14 protein-coding genes are annotated in these 16,656 nt (G+C 60.5%); 9 read left to right on the top strand and 5 right to left on the bottom strand.

Going from position 1 to position 16,656, the window contains the following annotated elements; genetic code table 11:
* Positions 1 to 177 precede the first annotated feature (177 nt).
* The 4 genes from ACP7E6_RS02640 (at position 178) to ACP7E6_RS02625 (ending at position 4,161) form a co-directional block, all read left to right on the top strand.
* Complete coding sequence (locus ACP7E6_RS02640; protein WP_426227632.1) at positions 178 to 1,053, top strand: DMT family transporter; 876 nt, start codon at positions 178 to 180, stop codon at positions 1,051 to 1,053.
* A 99-nt stretch (positions 1,054 to 1,152) separates the two neighbouring features.
* A complete protein-coding gene (locus ACP7E6_RS02635; protein ID WP_426227630.1) occupies positions 1,153 to 2,367 on the top strand; it encodes a pyrophosphate--fructose-6-phosphate 1-phosphotransferase in 1,215 nt (404 codons plus the stop codon).
* Between the two features lie 84 nt (positions 2,368 to 2,451).
* Positions 2,452 to 3,087 (top strand): LysE family translocator, encoded by a 636-nt coding sequence (locus tag ACP7E6_RS02630; RefSeq protein WP_426227628.1) that lies wholly within the window; start codon positions 2,452 to 2,454, stop codon positions 3,085 to 3,087.
* Between the two features lie 117 nt (positions 3,088 to 3,204).
* Positions 3,205 to 4,161: a transglycosylase SLT domain-containing protein gene (locus ACP7E6_RS02625; RefSeq protein ID WP_426227626.1), complete on the top strand. Its 957-nt coding sequence runs from the start codon at positions 3,205 to 3,207 to the stop codon at positions 4,159 to 4,161.
* 55 nt (positions 4,162 to 4,216) lie between these two features.
* On the opposite strand, the gene ACP7E6_RS02620 is transcribed toward ACP7E6_RS02625, so the two are convergent.
* Both ACP7E6_RS02620 and ACP7E6_RS02615 read right to left on the bottom strand, forming a co-directional pair.
* Positions 4,217 to 5,569 (bottom strand): serine hydrolase domain-containing protein, encoded by a 1,353-nt coding sequence (locus ACP7E6_RS02620; RefSeq protein WP_426227624.1) that lies wholly within the window; start codon positions 5,567 to 5,569, stop codon positions 4,217 to 4,219.
* Positions 5,570 to 5,689: 120 nt separating this feature from the next.
* Positions 5,690 to 7,267, bottom strand: a complete 1,578-nt coding sequence (locus ACP7E6_RS02615; protein WP_426227622.1) for a putative bifunctional diguanylate cyclase/phosphodiesterase — start codon at positions 7,265 to 7,267, stop codon at positions 5,690 to 5,692.
* A gap of 146 nt (positions 7,268 to 7,413) precedes the next feature.
* On the opposite strand from ACP7E6_RS02615, the gene ACP7E6_RS02610 reads away from it, so the two are divergent.
* From ACP7E6_RS02610 to ACP7E6_RS02595, 4 genes are all read left to right on the top strand, one after another.
* Positions 7,414 to 8,664 carry a DUF3419 family protein gene (locus ACP7E6_RS02610; protein WP_426227620.1) on the top strand — a complete coding sequence of 417 codons (1,251 nt, stop codon included), beginning with the start codon at positions 7,414 to 7,416 and terminating at the stop codon, positions 8,662 to 8,664.
* Complete coding sequence (locus ACP7E6_RS02605) at positions 8,661 to 9,329, top strand: class I SAM-dependent methyltransferase (RefSeq protein WP_426227618.1); 669 nt, start codon at positions 8,661 to 8,663, stop codon at positions 9,327 to 9,329. The genes ACP7E6_RS02610 and ACP7E6_RS02605 overlap by 4 nt, the downstream gene beginning before the upstream one ends.
* A gap of 220 nt (positions 9,330 to 9,549) precedes the next feature.
* Entirely contained in the window at positions 9,550 to 10,350 is an 801-nt protein-coding gene (locus tag ACP7E6_RS02600) for a glycoside hydrolase family 25 protein (protein ID WP_426227617.1), read from the top strand.
* A 132-nt stretch (positions 10,351 to 10,482) separates the two neighbouring features.
* Complete coding sequence (locus tag ACP7E6_RS02595) at positions 10,483 to 11,700, top strand: lytic murein transglycosylase (protein ID WP_426227615.1); 1,218 nt, start codon at positions 10,483 to 10,485, stop codon at positions 11,698 to 11,700.
* Here the strand turns inward: ACP7E6_RS02595 and ACP7E6_RS02590 are convergent.
* Positions 11,687 to 13,093, bottom strand: a complete 1,407-nt coding sequence (locus tag ACP7E6_RS02590; protein WP_426227613.1) for a cation:proton antiporter — start codon at positions 13,091 to 13,093, stop codon at positions 11,687 to 11,689. The two genes, ACP7E6_RS02595 and ACP7E6_RS02590, sit on opposite strands and share 14 nt — an antisense overlap.
* Before the next feature lie 92 nt (positions 13,094 to 13,185).
* On the opposite strand from ACP7E6_RS02590, the gene ACP7E6_RS02585 reads away from it, so the two are divergent.
* Entirely contained in the window at positions 13,186 to 14,121 is a 936-nt protein-coding gene (locus tag ACP7E6_RS02585) for a DMT family transporter (protein WP_426227611.1), read from the top strand.
* A gap of 530 nt (positions 14,122 to 14,651) precedes the next feature.
* Here the strand turns inward: ACP7E6_RS02585 and metF are convergent.
* Together metF and ACP7E6_RS02575 are read right to left on the bottom strand one after the other, a co-directional pair.
* Positions 14,652 to 15,578, bottom strand: coding sequence for a methylenetetrahydrofolate reductase [NAD(P)H] (gene metF, locus ACP7E6_RS02580; RefSeq protein ID WP_426227609.1), 927 nt, complete (start codon positions 15,576 to 15,578; stop codon positions 14,652 to 14,654).
* 1 nt (position 15,579) lies between these two features.
* Positions 15,580 to 16,608 carry an ArsR/SmtB family transcription factor gene (locus tag ACP7E6_RS02575; RefSeq protein WP_426227607.1) on the bottom strand — a complete coding sequence of 343 codons (1,029 nt, stop codon included), beginning with the start codon at positions 16,606 to 16,608 and terminating at the stop codon, positions 15,580 to 15,582.
* Positions 16,609 to 16,656 lie beyond the last annotated feature (48 nt).

The raw sequence follows: 16,656 nt of genomic DNA, 5'->3' as shown, positions 1-16,656 counted from the left end.
ACAGATGTTGGCGGCGATTGCAAGGCACCACAAGCGCGGATCAGGCCGAAATGACGAATTTGTGATGGCACCTCACTATTCTAGCATTCGTTGCCGTGATCGTCCAATCATGCAAATGAATTTGACTCCGAACCGGCCAGGGTGCGACCGGACAATGCACTTTTGGTTGGAGTTCCGATGCGCATTTCCGCCCACCCGCAGGCCATGGGCATGGCACTCGGCCTGATCGGCGTCACGATTTTCGGCGTCACCCTGCCGATGACGCATATCGCGCTTGGCGGCTTTTCGCCGTTTTTCATCACCTTCGGCCGCGCCGTCATTGCCTCCATCGCCGCCGGACTGACGCTGCTTATGTTGCGAAAACGATGGCCGAAGGGACAAGGCGCCATGCTGCTCGGCGCCGGAATCTGCGTCGTCTACGGTTTTCCGATCTTTTCCACCACGGCGATGCAAACCATGCCGGCCAGCCATGGCGGCGTCATTCTCGGCATCCTGCCGCTTTTGACCTCGATCTTCGCCGCTCTCGTCGATGGCGAGCGGCCGGGTCCGGCCTTCTGGGCCTATGGTCTCGCCGGCGCAGCGCTGGTGGTGTTCTTTTCCATCCGCGACAGCGGCTTCAACCTGCAGGCTGGTGATGCCTGGCTGTTTCTCGCCGCCGTCACCGCCTCGCTCGGCTATGTGTTGTCAGCCAAGGTTTCACGCATCATTCCGGGCTGGGAAGTGATCTCCTGGGCTCTCGTCATCACCGCGCCGCTCTCCGTCGTTGCCACGTTGCTGGTGATGAAGGACGGCATTCAGGCACCCACCCCCGCCGAACTCGGCGCCCTCTCCTATCTCGGCCTGATGTCGATGTTCGCCGGCTTCATCTTCTGGAATGCCGGGCTGGCGCTCGGCGGCATTGCGCGCGTGGCGCAGGTGCAATTGCTGCAGACTTTCGTCACGCTCGCCGCCTCCGCTGTCCTGCTCGGCGAAGTCGTAAGCCCATCGACAATCGGCTTTGCGACTGCGGTTGCCCTGCTCGTCTGGCTCGGTCGAAAGGCACGCATTGCCTGAGCCATCCACCGCCATACCCGCAGCATGTCATTTAACTTCCATGCGAATTGCGCTAGAGAGACCGCGAACGATCTTGCCGCAATCCCCGAGGAGGACTCCATGGCCAAACAGAAAGTTGCAATGCTGACCGCAGGCGGGCTCGCGCCATGCCTGTCTTCTGCCGTGGGTGGCCTGATCGAACGCTACACCGATATCGCGCCCGATATCGAACTGGTTGCCTACCGCTCCGGCTATCAGGGCCTTCTGCTTGCCGACCGCATCGAAATCACCCGCGACATGCGGGAAAAAGCCCATATTCTCCATCGTCATGGTGGCTCACCGATCGGCAATAGCCGCGTCAAGCTGACCAACACTGCCGATTGCATCAAGCGTGGCCTGGTCAAGGAAGGCCAGAACCCGCTCAGGGTCGCGGCTGAACGGCTGGCTGCCGACGGCATTACCATCCTGCACACGATCGGCGGCGACGACACCAACATCACGGCTGCCGACCTTGCCGCCTATCTCGGCGCCAATGGCTATGACCTCACCGTCGTCGGTCTGCCGAAGACCGTCGACAACGACGTCGTGCCGATCCGCCAGTCGCTCGGCGCCTGGACGGCTGCCGAATACGGCGCAAAATTCTTCGACAATGTCAGCAACGAACAGAGCGCTGCCCCACGCACGCTGGTCGTCCACGAAGTCATGGGCCGCCATTGCGGCTGGCTGACAGCTGCGACGGCACGATCCTACATCCAGCATATCGACGACCGGGAATTCGTCGATGGTTTCATGATGAACCGGCAGATGAAGAATATCGACGGCCTCTATCTGCCCGAGACCGCGTTCAATCTGGAAACGGAAGCCGAACGGCTGCGCGCCGTCATGGACAAGACCGGCTTCGTCACGCTCTTCGTCTCGGAAGGCGCCTGCCTCGATGCTGTCGTTGCCGAACGCGAGGCAGCCGGTGAAGCCGTCAAGCGCGATGCCTTCGGCCACGTGAAGATCGACACGATCAATGTCGGCGGCTGGTTCACCAAGCAGTTCGCTGCCCTTCTCGGCGCCGAACGCTCGATGGTGCAGAAGTCCGGCTACTACGCCCGCTCCGCACCGGCCAACGCCGACGACCTGCGCCTCATCCAGGGCATGGTCGATCTCGCCGTCGAAAGCGCGCTCAACAAGGTCTCCGGCGTCACCGGCCATGACGAGGACCAGGGCGGCAAGCTGCGGACGATCGAATTCCCGCGCATCCGGGGCGGCAAGCACTTCGACACCTCGGTGAATTGGTTCGGCGAAGTCATGGACGCGATCGGCCAGAAGTGGTCGCCGGCAAACTGATATCCGGCTCATAAATGCCTATTGACGGCTCCGTTTGCGCATGGCTTCCTCGATCGAACGCCATACCCAAACGGAGCCGTTTTCATGTCGATCGAACACTGGCTGGCCTTCGTCGCCGCCTCCTCCATCCTGCTCGCCATTCCCGGCCCGACCATCCTGCTCGTCATCTCCTATGCGCTCGGGCACGGGCGCAAGGTCGCAAGTGCCACGGTCGCTGGCGTAGCACTCGGCGATTTCACCGCGATGACCGCTTCGATGCTCGGCCTTGGCGCACTGCTTGCCACGTCGGCTGCGATTTTCGCCGTGCTGAAATGGGTTGGCGCCGCCTATCTGATCTGGCTCGGCATCAAGCTTTGGCGCGCACCGATCGCCACTGAGGCCGCCGACGGCACGATGTCGGTGCCGGCGGAAAAACCGCTGCGGATCTTTCTGCACACCTATGTCGTCACCGCGCTCAACCCGAAAAGCATCGTCTTTTTCGTTGCCTTCCTGCCGCAGTTCCTCGACTTGAGCCGTCCGTTGTTCAATCAGATGCTGATCTTTGAAACCACATTCCTGGTGCTCGCAACCCTCAACGCGACGCTCTATGCGCTGATGGCATCGGCAGCGCGCCATACGATTCGAAAGCCCAAAGTCCAGGCCATCGTCAACCGCACGGGCGGATCGCTTCTGATCGGCGCCGGCCTCCTGACAGCGGGCTTGCGGCGCGCGGGCACCTGAAAAGGCGTCCTGCGCTTGCGGTTCCCCCTCTCATAGGTTAATGACACCTTGCGCATGGTGGCCTCTGGCTGCTGATTTGCATAGGGCTGTGGGGCCTGACAGCACGAAAGTGACAGCATGGCGAATTTCCGTTTTTCCGTTTCCAAACCGGCCGTTACGGCCTGCGCTCTGATCTCGGCATCGCTTGTCAGCGGTTGTTCGAGTGTCGAGCGAACGCCGATGGAACAGTTGATGGCGGTGCAGACGGTGACCCCGCTGCCAAAGCCGGGAACGGAAATGACCGCTTACGCTCTGCCGACGCCGGATGGCGTGGCTGCAACGACCGCGGCACTCGCAGCCGAAACGGCGATGATGAAGCCAGGCGAGACGTCGGCAGCTCAGAGGGCCACGGCCAACCCGGCTGCGGTCCCCGCAGTTGCCGCCAACGCGCTGGTAGCCCCCCAGACATCTGCAGCCGCTCAAGCCGCAACGGCTGTCGTGCTGCCTGACGCGGCGAATACGCTGGCATCAGCCAAGTCCGGCCGCGTTCCCCAGCTTCCCGAAGGCATGGTCATGGCCGCGATGGAATCGGATTTCGATACGGGCGAACCCGTCGGTCTCGAAACTCTTGTCGCCAGGCGTATGATCGTTCCGATGCCAAAACCTTCGATCGGCGCCAGTGCCTATGCCATGGCAAAAAATATCCCGGCCTCCCTGGGGATCGGCGCAAAGCCGACAAGCTCGCGGCCGGAACTCGACAGGTTGATCGCCTATTACGCCAAACTCAACAATATCCCAGAGGAACTGGTGCATCGCGTCGTCAAGCGCGAAAGCACCTATAATCCGCGCGCCTATCATTCCGGCAATTACGGCCTGATGCAGATCCGTTACAACACGGCAAAGGGCCTTGGTTATGAAGGGCCGGCGGAAGGCCTGTTCGATGCCGAGACCAACCTGAAATATGCAACGAAATATCTGGCCGGCGCCTGGATGGTGGCCGACAACCAGAACGACGGTGCGGTCAAGCTCTATGCCAGCGGCTACTACTACCATGCCAAGCGCAAGGGCCTGCTCGAAACACTGGGCATGAAGTAAGGCCGCCAGCCTCCCTATCGCATGTCAAATTTAGAGATTTCAAGTTCAGGGGCGGTCAGTTGACCGCCTCAATTATTTTGGCCTGCAGCTGGCGTACGTCGTAGCCGCTGCGCGATGGCGTCAGTCCCAACCGAACGACGGCAAGCCTGAGCGACGGCACCAGCATCACGGTCTGGCCATCATGCCCCTGCAGCCAGTAGGCATCACCGGGTAAAGGCGGGCCATTGTCACTTCCGAACTTCGTCCACACCTGTCCCGCCCCGTAACGGCCGCCGGATGCCTGGGTCGGCGTGCGCATGTAGCTGACAAAATCCTGTGGCAGCAATTGTTCGCCGTTCCAGCTGCCGTTCTGCAGCAGGAACAGGCCAAACCGGGCCCAGTCGCGTGCTGTCGCATACATATAGGAAGAACCGACAAAGGTGCCGTGCGCGTCCGGCTCCAAGACCGCACTGTTCATGCCGAGCGGCCTGAACAGTGCCGCGCGCGGAAAGGTCAGCGCCTCCCGCACACTGCCGAACGTATCCATCCAGAGCCGCGACAGGATGGTCGTGGTGCCGCTGGAATAGCTGAAACGCTCACCCGGTTTTGCCTCCAGCGGCTTGGCCGCCGAGAAATTGGCCATGTCGCCTTCCAGATAGAGCATGCGTGTGACGTCGGTCACATCGCCGTAGTCCTCGTTGAACTGAAGTCCGCTCTGCATGGCCATCAGATCGGCCAGTGTGATCTGGCTGCGCGGATCGTTGCGCCATTGCGGCAAGAGCTCGGTCCGCTCGAGCGCCATCTGGCCGTCGCGGATCCTCAATCCGATCAGGACGGCCGTCACCGACTTGGTCATGGACCAGCCGAGCAGCGGCGTCGCGCTATTAAAGCCCTCGCCATAGTTTTCGGCAACGATCCTGCCATCCTTGACGACGACGATGGCCCGCATGCCGGGTCCCGCCAGCTGCGGATCGGTCAACAGCGTCTGGACTGCGGGGTTGACGGCAGTGCCGCTGCCATCCGGCCATGGCTTGCCATCATCCGATTGCGGCGGCCTGCGCCGAAGTTGCCTGTTGCCGGGAAAAGCAGCGAACTCGCCTTCGGTCACATTGGTGCAGCCCAGGCCTTCACGGTAGATGGCCCGGCCGGGGGCCGCAAAGCCGAACATGCGCGCCGTGACGGTCTTTCTGGCGTTATCGACGGATATCCGCACCAGGCGCAGAAGCGGATGTCCGGGCGCCTGAACGTCGTCGGCAAGAACCGTGTTCGCGTCCCTGTCGGCAATGAAAACGTTCGAGCAGACAATCTTGGCCGCATAGCCGTCACCAACCCGCAGCAGCTCCGGCGGCGCTACGACAAGCCAGCCCGCGACAGCCGCTACGGCTGCCGATACCGAGCCCGCAAGCCAGAACCACCTTTTTTCCCGCATGCACATTGTCCCTGCTTCGTCATTGTCAGAAGAACAGGATTCCACGCATTTAGGAAGGCTTTGTGGCAGTCACATTGACGCTAAACATGTTTCTTCAGCCTCGTAAGACAAATGAGGCTTCTAGCCGATCGATCGCGCCGCGAGCCTTTCCGGTTCCCGCTGGAGGATGGCAATCGCCCCCTCAGCCGAGACCGGCCGGGAAATCAGAAAGCCCTGGGCTTCCGAAGCGCCGAGCGCCCGCACAAACTCCATTTGCCCCTCGGTCTCGATGCCCTCTATGGTGGTCGATACCTGGAACGTGTTTCCAAGCTGCAGGATGATATCGACAATGTCGGCGTCGCGCTGATTGCCGAGCATCGCCTGCGTGAACGAGCGATCGACCTTCAGTTGATCAAGCGGAAAACGCCTGAGATTGTTGATCGACGAAAATCCGATGCCGAAATCGTCGAGCGCAATGCGCACGCCGTGAGCGCGAAGCTCCGTCAGGCTGTCGCTGATGATCGCCGCATCGACGTGAAAAATCGATTCCGTCACTTCGATGGTCAGCCGGCCGGGTGCAAGTCCGGCTTCCGCAAGGCAGGCTTTCACATGCGGAACGAAAGCGCGATCCTTGAACTGATCGCCTGCGACATTGACCGCGACACCGGTCGGGGCCGGCCACCGCGCCGCTTCCAGGCAGGCGGTTCTGAGCACCCAGTTGCCGATCGGCAGGATCAGTCCCGTTTTTTCTGCGGCGGCAATGAAATGATCGGGTGGGATGATGCCCTTCTCCGGGTGGCGCCAGCGAATCAATGCTTCGAAAGAACGAATCGCCCGGCTCTCGATACCGACGATCGGCTGGTATTCCAGATAGAATTCGCCGGCCGCCAATGCGCGGGAAAGATCATACTCGATCTCACCTTTTCGCGTTGCTTCTTCCGCCATTTCCGGCGTGTAGAGCATGTGGCTGTTGCCGGCAATTTCCTTGGCCTTGTAGAGTGCGAGGTCGGCGCGCTTGAGAACCGCAGAAATCGACCGGTCGTCCGGCTCCATGTAGGCGACACCAATGCTGCCGCCTGTCCAGAACTGTGCGGAAAACAGCTGAAAGGGCTCGGCGAACAGCCCCTTGATCGTCACACAGATATCGTCAAGCTTGCCCTTCGATGGAGAGCCAGCGACGACGATGACGAACTCGTCTCCCCCCATCCGGTAGACCGCAGCGATGCCCGACATCGCCTGGATCAGCCGCCCGCCGAGCGCGACAAGCAACGCATCGCCGGCATCATGCCCCATGGAATCGTTGACGAATTTGAAGCGGTCGAGATCGAGCATCAACAAAGCCGTGCGGCCTGCAGGCATTGATCGGGTGGCCATAAGTTTCCGAAGATCGCGCTCCAGCGCGACACGATTTGCGATCCCGGTCAGCTGATCGGTATGGACGATTTGCGACAGGTTTTCTTCCGTCCTACGGCGCAAATCAAGTTGGTCCAGCAGGCGGCTTTGGGCGCGTCCCCGCTGGTAGAAGAACAGACCGCAGACAAGTGGCATCAACATCAGTGAAATATGCGACACTGCCAGCGTTCCACTGCCAAGAAAGGCGTGAGCGTTGCCGCCGACCATATCATAACCGACGCAAACTGCTGGAAACAATGCCCCGATCGCCGCGCCCATTGCAGCATGGCGCAGCTCGGACTTCGGCAGAAAAGCCTTTAACATCATGTCAGCGCCCCGGAAAACCTCGTTATACCTAACATATACAGGTTTAATCAATTCTTACGGGTAAGAAATGATAGGAATTCGCCGTCATCAAAGTGTAGCGGACTCGTCTTAGAAGCACCTCCAACTTTAACGGATGGCAGGATGACATGACCGATCTCGCACCCGATGCAGGCTACGGCAAAAGAAACCGCAAGCTGAAGACCGCTCTGATCCAGCATAAGGCGCTGAGTTTGGAGGGCCTGTCGGAGCGTCTTTTCGGCCTGCTCTTCACCGGCCTCGTCTATCCGCAGATATGGGAGGACCCGGCCGTCGATATGGCCGCGATGCAGATCCGTCCCGAGCATCATATCGTCACCATCGGATCCGGTGGCTGCAACATGCTCGCCTATCTCTCGGCGGCGCCCGAGCGCATCGATGTCGTTGACCTCAACCGGCATCACGTGGCGCTGAACCGGCTAAAACTCGCCGCCTTTCGCCACCTGCCCGGTCATGCCGATATCGTCCGCTTCCTGGCTCGCCACGACCTTCCCAGCAATGTCCAGGCCTATGATCTCTTCATCGCGCCAAAGCTGGACAACGCGACCCGGGAATACTGGAGCAGCCGCGGCCTGACCGGCCAGCGCCGCATCAAGGTCTTCGGCAAGAACATCTACCGCACCGGCCTGCTCGGCCGCTTTATCGGCCTTGGTCACCTTCTGGCGCGCCTGCACGGTGTCGATCCGAGCGAGCTTGCCAATGCTCGCTCAATGCGCGAGCAGCGCCAGTTCTTCGACGAGCGCCTTGCTCCGCTATTCGACCGTCCGGTGATCCGCTGGATTACCAGCCGCAAGAGCTCGCTGTTCGGTCTCGGCATTCCGCCGCAGCAGTTCGACGAGCTGGCAAGCCTCAGCGCGGAAAAATCCTTGGCAGGCGTGCTGCGCCACCGGCTGGAAAAGCTCTGCTGCCATTTCCCGCTGAAGGAAAACTATTTTGCCTGGCAGGCTTTCGCCCGCCGTTATCCGATGCAGCATGAGGGCGATCTGCCGGACTATCTGCAGTCCGGCCGCCACGAGACGATCCGCAACAATGCCGAGCGCGTGCATGTGCATCACGCCAGCTTTACCGAGCTTCTGGCCAAGAAAGCGGCCGGCTCCGTCGACCGCTACGTTCTGCTCGATGCGCAGGACTGGATGAACGACCGTCAACTGAACGACCTGTGGAGTGAAATCACCCGCACATCGGCAGAGGGCGCCATGGTGATCTTCCGTACCGCCGCCGAAGCCAGCATTTTGGAAGGCCGCGTCTCCGAAAACGTGCTTGGCCAGTGGCACTATGAGGGCGAGCAGTCGCAGGCGCTCAACCTGAAAGACCGCTCGGCAATCTATGGCGGCTTCCACATTTACAGGAAAGCGGCATGACCGCGATCGAGACCGGTGCAGGCAGCAGCCATGCGGACCGCATGGACCGGATGTATCGCACCCAGCGGCATGTCTATGATCTGACCCGCAAATACTATCTGTTCGGACGCGACACGCTGATTAACGAACTGAACGTTCCAGCCGGCGGCAGCGTGCTTGAAGTCGGCTGCGGCACCGGCCGCAATCTAGCGCTGATCAGCCAGCGGTTTCCGGACGCAAGGCTTTTCGGGCTCGATATTTCGGCGGAAATGCTCGCCTCAGCCGAGGCGAAACTCGGCAAACCCCGCCTGACCAGGACGGTGCTGCGCGTCGCCGACGCGACTGATTTTCAAGCATCCGAATTCGGCGAAACAGGTTTCGACCGGATCGTCATTTCCTATGCCCTGTCGATGATCCCGGATTGGGAAAAGGCAGTCGGCGCGGCCATCGCCGCGCTCAATCCCGGCGGATCGCTGCATATCGCCGATTTCGGCCAGCAAGAGCGCCTGCCTCGCCTGTTCCGGCGCGGATTGCAGGCCTGGCTGCGGCGGTTCCACGTCACGCCGCGCAAGACGATGGCAGCCGTACTCAAGTCCAATGCCGACAGATTCGGAGACACCCTGGAGTTCCGCCCGATCGGACGCGGCTACGCTTGGCTCTTCACCTACCGGCGCGCGGCACGATAAGCCGGCGCAAGCTCCGCGACATCATCGCGTTCTACTGTCGAACCGCCGGAAAATGCGTGCCGTTGGCGTTTTGCCGCGCCGCTTTCGCAATTGCCGCTTGAAACTAACGTAATTTTTACGATGATATGGTGAAAATGAGGTTCATGCCTCCTGGGGGATTCACATCAGCGGATATCATCGCGTGAGGCAGCAACGTCGATCGTCTCAGAACGGAAACCTCATGCGCCGGCTGTTCCTGGCTCTTCTGCCTATTGTCTCGCTGCTGTCCGCCTGCACATCGACAGACTACGATCTTGTCTCCACCGCATCGATCCCGCCAAAATTCCAGGACAAGGACCCGCAGAATTTCGGCACGCGCACGCCGCAGCATCACAATATCCATGGTATCGACGTTTCGAAATGGCAGGGTGATATCGACTGGGCCAAGGTCAAAAATTCCGGTGTTTCCTTCGCCTTCATCAAGGCGACGGAAGGCAAGGACCGGATCGACGCCAAGTTCGGCGAATATTGGCAGCAGGCCCGCGCTGCCGGCCTGCCCTATGCTCCATACCACTTCTATTATTTCTGCTCGACGGCCGACCAGCAGGCCGACTGGTTCATCGCCAACGTGCCAAAGAGCGCCGTCTACCTGCCGCCGGTTCTCGATGTCGAATGGAACGGCGAATCCAAGACCTGCCGCTACCGGCCTTCGGCCCTGACCGTCCAGAGCGAAATGAAGCGCTTCATGGACCGGCTGGAAGCCTATTACGGCAAGCGCCCGATCATCTATACCTCGGTCGATTTCCACCGCGACAATCTTGTCGGCCAGTTCAAGGACTATCATTTCTGGGTCCGCTCGGTCGCAGCACACCCGACGGAAATCTACACCGAGCGCCGCTGGGCCTTCTGGCAATATACCAGCACCGGCGTCATCCCCGGCATCCAGGGTAACGCCGATATCAACGTCTTTGCTGGTTCCCAGAAGAACTGGAAGAGCTGGGTGGCGGCCGTTTCCAAACCCCGGGCACCGGCGCAAAACTGAGACAAACGCAGCAGTATTTCTTCTTTCCGCCCCATTGCCGTGCGAAAGACGCTGCCATATTTTCAGCCAGACACAAGCAGCCGTATTTCCGCTGCTTCCAGCCGGTTTTCGGCCTTACAACAAGGACTTGCGATGACACGCAGCACACTGCGCTCCGTTCTTTCGATCGGTTTCCTCACTCTTTTGACCTCAACCGCCCTTGCGCAGCAGGCGGCGACATCAGCCACCCCGGCAGCCCCCTGCGGCGGCGATCTTGCAACGTTCCTTCAAGGCGTCAAGGCCGAGGCGATTGCCAAGGGCATTCCGGCCGATGTGGCCGATCGCGCGCTTGCCGGCGCTGCCCTTTCTGAAAAAGTGCTGAGCCGCGACCGCGCTCAGGGTGTGTTCAAGCAGAGCTTCACCGAATTCTCGCAGCGCACCGTCAGCAAGGCACGGCTGGATATCGGCGCCAAGAAGATGAAGGAATATGCCGCAGTCTTCGAACGGGCTGAAACGGAATTCGGTGTCCCGGCGCCGGTGATCACCGCCTTCTGGGCGATGGAAACCGATTTCGGCGCAGTTCAGGGCGATTTCAATACCCTTAACGCACTGGTGACGCTGGCGCATGACTGCCGCCGCCCGGAAATGTTCCGTCCGCAGCTGATCTCGGCCATCGAGATGGTCCAGCACGGTGACCTCGATCCGGAAACCACGACCGGCGCCTGGGCCGGCGAAATCGGCCAGGTGCAGATGCTCCCGGAAGACATCATTGCGCAGGGCATGGACGGCGATGGCGACGGTCATGTGAACCTCAAGCAGAGTTCGCCGGATGCCATCCTGACAGCGGCAAAATTCATCAAGAGCCTCGGCTTCACCGCCGGCCAGCCCTGGATTCAGGAAGTCAACCTGCCGGAAAACTTGCCCTGGGAAAAGACCGGCCTGCAGACGGGCATGACCGCCGGTGACTGGTTCAAGCTCGGAGTCAAGCCGCGCGACGGCAATACGGCCTTCCCGCAGCTGGCCTCGTCACTGGTCATCCCTCAGGGCCGCCACGGCGTCGCTTTCCTCACCTACCCGAACTTCAACGTCTATCTCGAATGGAACCAGTCGTTCATCTACACGACGTCGGCTGCCTATTTCGCCACCCGGCTTGCTGGTGCTCCGGCCTATGACAACCATACTCCGGAACCGGGATTGAATGACGAAGGCATGAAGGCGCTGCAGACGAAACTGCAAGCTCTCGGCCATGATGTCGGCAAGGTCGATGGCATCCTCGGCTCCGGCACTCGCGCTGCCCTTCAGAAGGAACAGCTCCGTCTTGGCATCCCGGCTGACGGCTGGGCAACCCAGGCGGTTCTCAGCGCTTTGTAAGGTCCCTGTTGCGCCTGCTTTCGGATCGCGCCCGCCGCCGATGGTGGCGGGCAAGACGAAATGCACGGTAGCGCAGCTTCAAGGACCAGCGGGCGCCGGCAAGCGCCGCACCCTGTTTCAACACTTCGTTCAGTTCGCGTGCATAGGCAACGGCAAAGGCCTTGCGATAGGTCAGCAGCTGTTCGGAAGCAATATTCTCCAGGCGATGCATCATGCTGACCCAGAGCGGCGACACCAGCAGCGACACCGCCGTCACGGCGATCGCAACCTTGTAAGTGTCGAACTGCAGCACGCCCGCGCCAAGGCCCGCTGCGGCAAGCACGAAGGAAAACTCACCGATCTGCGCCATCGACAGGCCGGCGACCAACGCAATCTGCGGCGATGAGCCGGTCTTGCGCAGCAGGAAAATGTTTAGCACGGTCTTGGCCGCAATGACGATCAGCGCGGCGCTCAGCACCGACCAGAAATTCTCGCCTATGAAGGTCAGGTCGATCAAAAGGCCGATCGACAGGAAAAAGACCACCAAAAGCACGCTCTGGATCGGCTCGATCACCGGGATCACCCGGCTGCGCAGCGTCGAATTGCCGATGACGATGCCGGACAGAAATGCGCCATAGGCCGGCGACATGCCGGCAAGGCCGGAAATCGCGGCAGCGCCGAAGCAGACGGCAAGCGCGCCCAGCGCCAGGATCTCGACCTTGTCCTCAACAGCCTCGCTATAGGGAACCTTCAACTTGCCGTGGCGGCCGAACCACCAGAGCAAGGCCGCGAGAATGCCGATGGCGATGACCATCTTGATCGCGATGATGCCGACATGCAGCTCCTCGCCGCCAAGGCTTGAGACCAGAATCAGCATCGGGACAACGGCGATATCCTGCGCGATCAGCACGCCGACGGCGATCCGCCCGGTCTCGCTGCGCAACTCGCCCATGTCCTCGAGCATCTTCATGGCAACGACGGTGGAGGACATCGCAATGACAAAGCCGAGGATCAGCCCCTCGGCCATGGTGGCGCCGGTGATCAGCGCGATCAGACCCGCCGCAGCGATGGCCGCGATCACCTGCCCGCCTGCCACGCTCAAAGCCTGGCGCAGGCTGAGCACAAAGGCCTTGATCGACAGTTCCATACCGATGAAGAACAGCAGCACGACGACGCCCATTTCGGCAAGCAGCGTGACATTGGCATTGTTGGAGATGAAGCCGAACCCCGTCGGCCCCAAGGCGACGCCCGCCAGGATGAACCCGACCAGCGGCGGCTGGCGGAGGCGCAGGAATCCCAGCCCCAGAATGGCAGCGACCGCCACCACGATCGCGATAGAGATCAGCCCCTGGCCGTCATGCGCAGTGGCCGCAATGGATTGTGTCGTCAAAGGCTCCAGCAGTTCATCCTTCATCTGTGGCGCTGTTCAAGAATCGGGTGGATAAATCCCACCTTACCCCTTAACCGTCGTTATGTTCCGAATGAGGCAGGGGAAGGTCAAGTCACATGCACGCGAAAATGGACGGTCTGCAGAACCGCATGACGCTTGCCACCTGGGGCCTCTTGGCTCTGCTCGGCCTGATCTGGGGCGGCTCATTCTTCTTCGCGCGTATCGCCATCCAGCATGTGCCGGCGTTTACGCTCGTGCTGTTGCGCGTGGCGCTGGCCGCATTGGCGCTGCATATCTACATCTTCGGCCGTTATGACATCTATCGCGAACTGAAGGCTCGCTGGCCGCAATTCCTGATGCTTGGCCTGATCAACAATGCCATTCCGCACACGTTCATCTTTCTCGGCCAGACGCAGATCGGCGCCGGTCTGGCGGCCATCCTCAACGCCACCACGCCGGTCTGGACGGTGCTGATTGCCAATGCGCTGACGCAGGACGAGAAGCTCAGCCTTGCAAAGATCGCTGGCTGCCTGCTCGGCCTTGCCGGCACAGCGGTGCTGATCGGACCGAGCGCCCTGCCCGGCCTGACGCAGGCTGGCGGCAGCATTCCGCTCTGGGCCCTGCTCTTTCCGGTGGCGGCCGCGATCAGCTATGGTTTTGCAGCCACCTACGGCAAGCGCTTCCGGGGACTGGCAGCACCCGTCACTGCGGCCGGACAACTCACCGCATCGACGCTGATCATGCTGCCGCTCTCCCTGATCGTCGATCAGCCGTGGCAACTGGCCTTTCCGCCGATGACCTCGGTGCTGGCGATCCTGGCCTTGGCGCTACTCTCTACTGCTTACGGCTATATCCTGTTCTTCCGCATCATGAGCCGGGCCGGCGCCACCAATACGTCGCTGGTTACCCTTTTGGTACCACCAAGTGCAATTTTTCTCGGCGTCCTGTTCCTCGGGGAAACGCTGGAAAAGACCGACATTGCCGGCATGCTGCTGATCGCCGCCGGACTGGTGGTGCTGGATGGCCGCCTTCTACCTTACCGCCGCACCTGATCCTGAGACATGGAATCGACAAGCTGCTTGGTTCGTGGCCACGCTGTGTCCCATCGGTCACTCACCGCGCATTTCAGTGCGTTACATTAACCAAAGTTAAGACATTGTGAAAAAAATGTGGCAAGGGCTAAAGTCTCTTCAGATCAATAGCTTAACCCTGTGAATAAGCCTTTTTAGCACTCCAGTTGCCGCAGCGCAGCATAACTTTTCCTTTCACGCGTGACATTTTCCCCCTATCTTTCGGATGTCAACGCAAGGAGGGCCGGTTATGGGAATCACACATTCGTTGAATGTCCTCATGATAAGTGCAGCGTTCGTATTCGTTGCAACCATGCTTTTTATCTGAAAGCATCAGGAAATAGTCCAGTCGATACGGAAGGGCTTTAAAACCGCAATCCATTGCAGCAAGATCCAGCAAGGCAGGCGCTCCAAGAGGACCGCAAAGCTGAAGCTGCCAAAGACAAAAGCCCTTGAAACCATCCGGTTCCAAGGGCTTCTTTCTGTCTGCAGCAGTGCCTCGCTCGCTCTTTTCAGGCAGCGGCACCCGCCGAACGGGATTGAACCGCAGCCGGCGCCACCCGCTCGAAGCCAACCAGATCGCACACGGCTGCCACCAGCGGCGCACGGTTCATCGTATAGAGATGGAAATCGCGAAGGCCACGGCGCGCCAGATCGACGATCTGCTCGGCGGCGATATGAGTGGCCTCCTTGAAGCGTTCTTCCGGACTTTCATCAAGATGAACCAGCCGGGTGACGATAGCCTCGGGCACCTTTGCACCACAGAGCCCGGAAAACTTGGTGATCCCCGCAAGATTGTTGATCGGCATGATGCCCGGGACGACGGGAATAGTAATGCCCGCTCGCCGAACGCGTTCAAGATAACGCTCGAAATCATTGTTATCAAAAAAGAACTGGGTGAGCGCCCGCGTCGCGCCATTGTCGACCTTGCGCTTCAGCATGTCGATATCGGCATCGACATCCGGGCTTTCCGGATGCTTTTCCGGATAGGCGGACACCGAGATCTCGAAATCCCCCCTGGCCCGGATTGCCGCCACAAGTGCGGCGGCGTTTTCATAGCCATCCGGAAACGGCTCGTAGCGCACCCCGATACCGCCCTGCGGGTCACCGCGCAGCGCTACGAAATGGCGAACGCCATTGTCGATGAACTCCTCCACAACCAGATCGATCTCCGCTCTGGTCGCCCCCACGCATGTCAGGTGCGCAGCGGTGCTGGCAATCCCCTCGTCGTGGATCATCCGCCGTACCGCCGTCAGCGAACGCGCCTTGGTGGAACCGCCGGCGCCATAGGTCATCGTCACGAAAGCGGGATCGAAGGCGGAGAGTGCGGAAACAGTCTGGAAAAGCTGGATTTCCATGTCGTCATTCTTCGGCGGGAAATACTCGAAGGACAGACGCAGGTTGCCACGTTCGGCCGGGTAAAGGGTGTGTATCGGCATGTCATGTCCTCCCGGCATGGGCGAGAGCGCGCTTGCCCTCGGGTGTATCGATTGTCGCAGCCTGCCGCTGATCGCGGGCAAGCCAGATGGTCACTGTCAGTTGCCGGTCCCGATCCGTCTCCGGCGTCAGGTCCACCGTCTCTTCGACGCAAAGCCCGGCCTTTTCCAGCCAGTCGGCCATCGTCTGGCGCGAAAAGCCGAGCCGCATGTGCGCATGATCGTCCCGCAGATATTCCAACGTATGCGGAGCAAGATCGATGATCGCCAGCCGGCCGCCGGGCACAAGCATGCGGGCAGCTTCGGCAATCGCCGCTTGCGGCTGCGGCAGGAAGTGCAGGACCTGGTGGATGGTGACGAGATCGAACTGACGGCCGTCGAGCGGCAGGTTGAAGATATCGCCATGCCGGATCGAAGCTTTGGTGATGCCGGCGCGATCGAGATTGGCGCGGGCCACGGCCAGCATGTCACGGCTGGCATCGACGCCGACGCCACGGCGATACAGTCCTTCCAGAAGCTGGAGGATGCGGCCGGTGCCTGTTCCGAGATCGAGCAGGCCATCGACCGGCTCGGTGCCGATAACCTTTTTCAAGGCCGCCTCGACATCCGCTTCGCTGACATGCAGACGGCGCAACTCGTCCCACTCGGAGGCATTGCGGCTGAAATAGTCCTGTGCCTTTTCGGAGCGCGCCTGTTTCAGCGCCGCCAACCGCTCGCCGTCGCGCGTCAGCACCGCGTCGGTTATATCGGAAGCCGAGAGAAGGTCGCGCACCAGCGCAACACCCGCGCCCTCGCCCCTCAGGCGAAAATAGGCCCAGGCGCCCTCCTGATAGCGATCGATCAGGGCAACTTCCGCAAGCAGCTTCAGATGCCGTGAAATTCGGGGCTGCGATTGACCGAGAATTTCGGTAAGATCAGTCACGGTCAGGTCGCCGGCAGCCAGAAGCGCCAGAAGACGCATGCGCGTCGGCTCGCCCGCTGCCTTCAGCACGTCGACCAACTCGTCCAGTCCCAGCCCGTGTTCTCGCGCCATTATTCACCCCATCAACACATAAAGATATGTTTATGTGATTTCCGGATT

Source organism: Pararhizobium sp. DWP3-4, assembly GCF_049898205.1.
Taxonomy (GTDB): Bacteria; Pseudomonadota; Alphaproteobacteria; order Rhizobiales; family Rhizobiaceae; genus Pararhizobium.
Note: the sequence above shows the minus strand (reverse complement) of the source record. Positions and strands in the feature narration are given on the sequence as shown.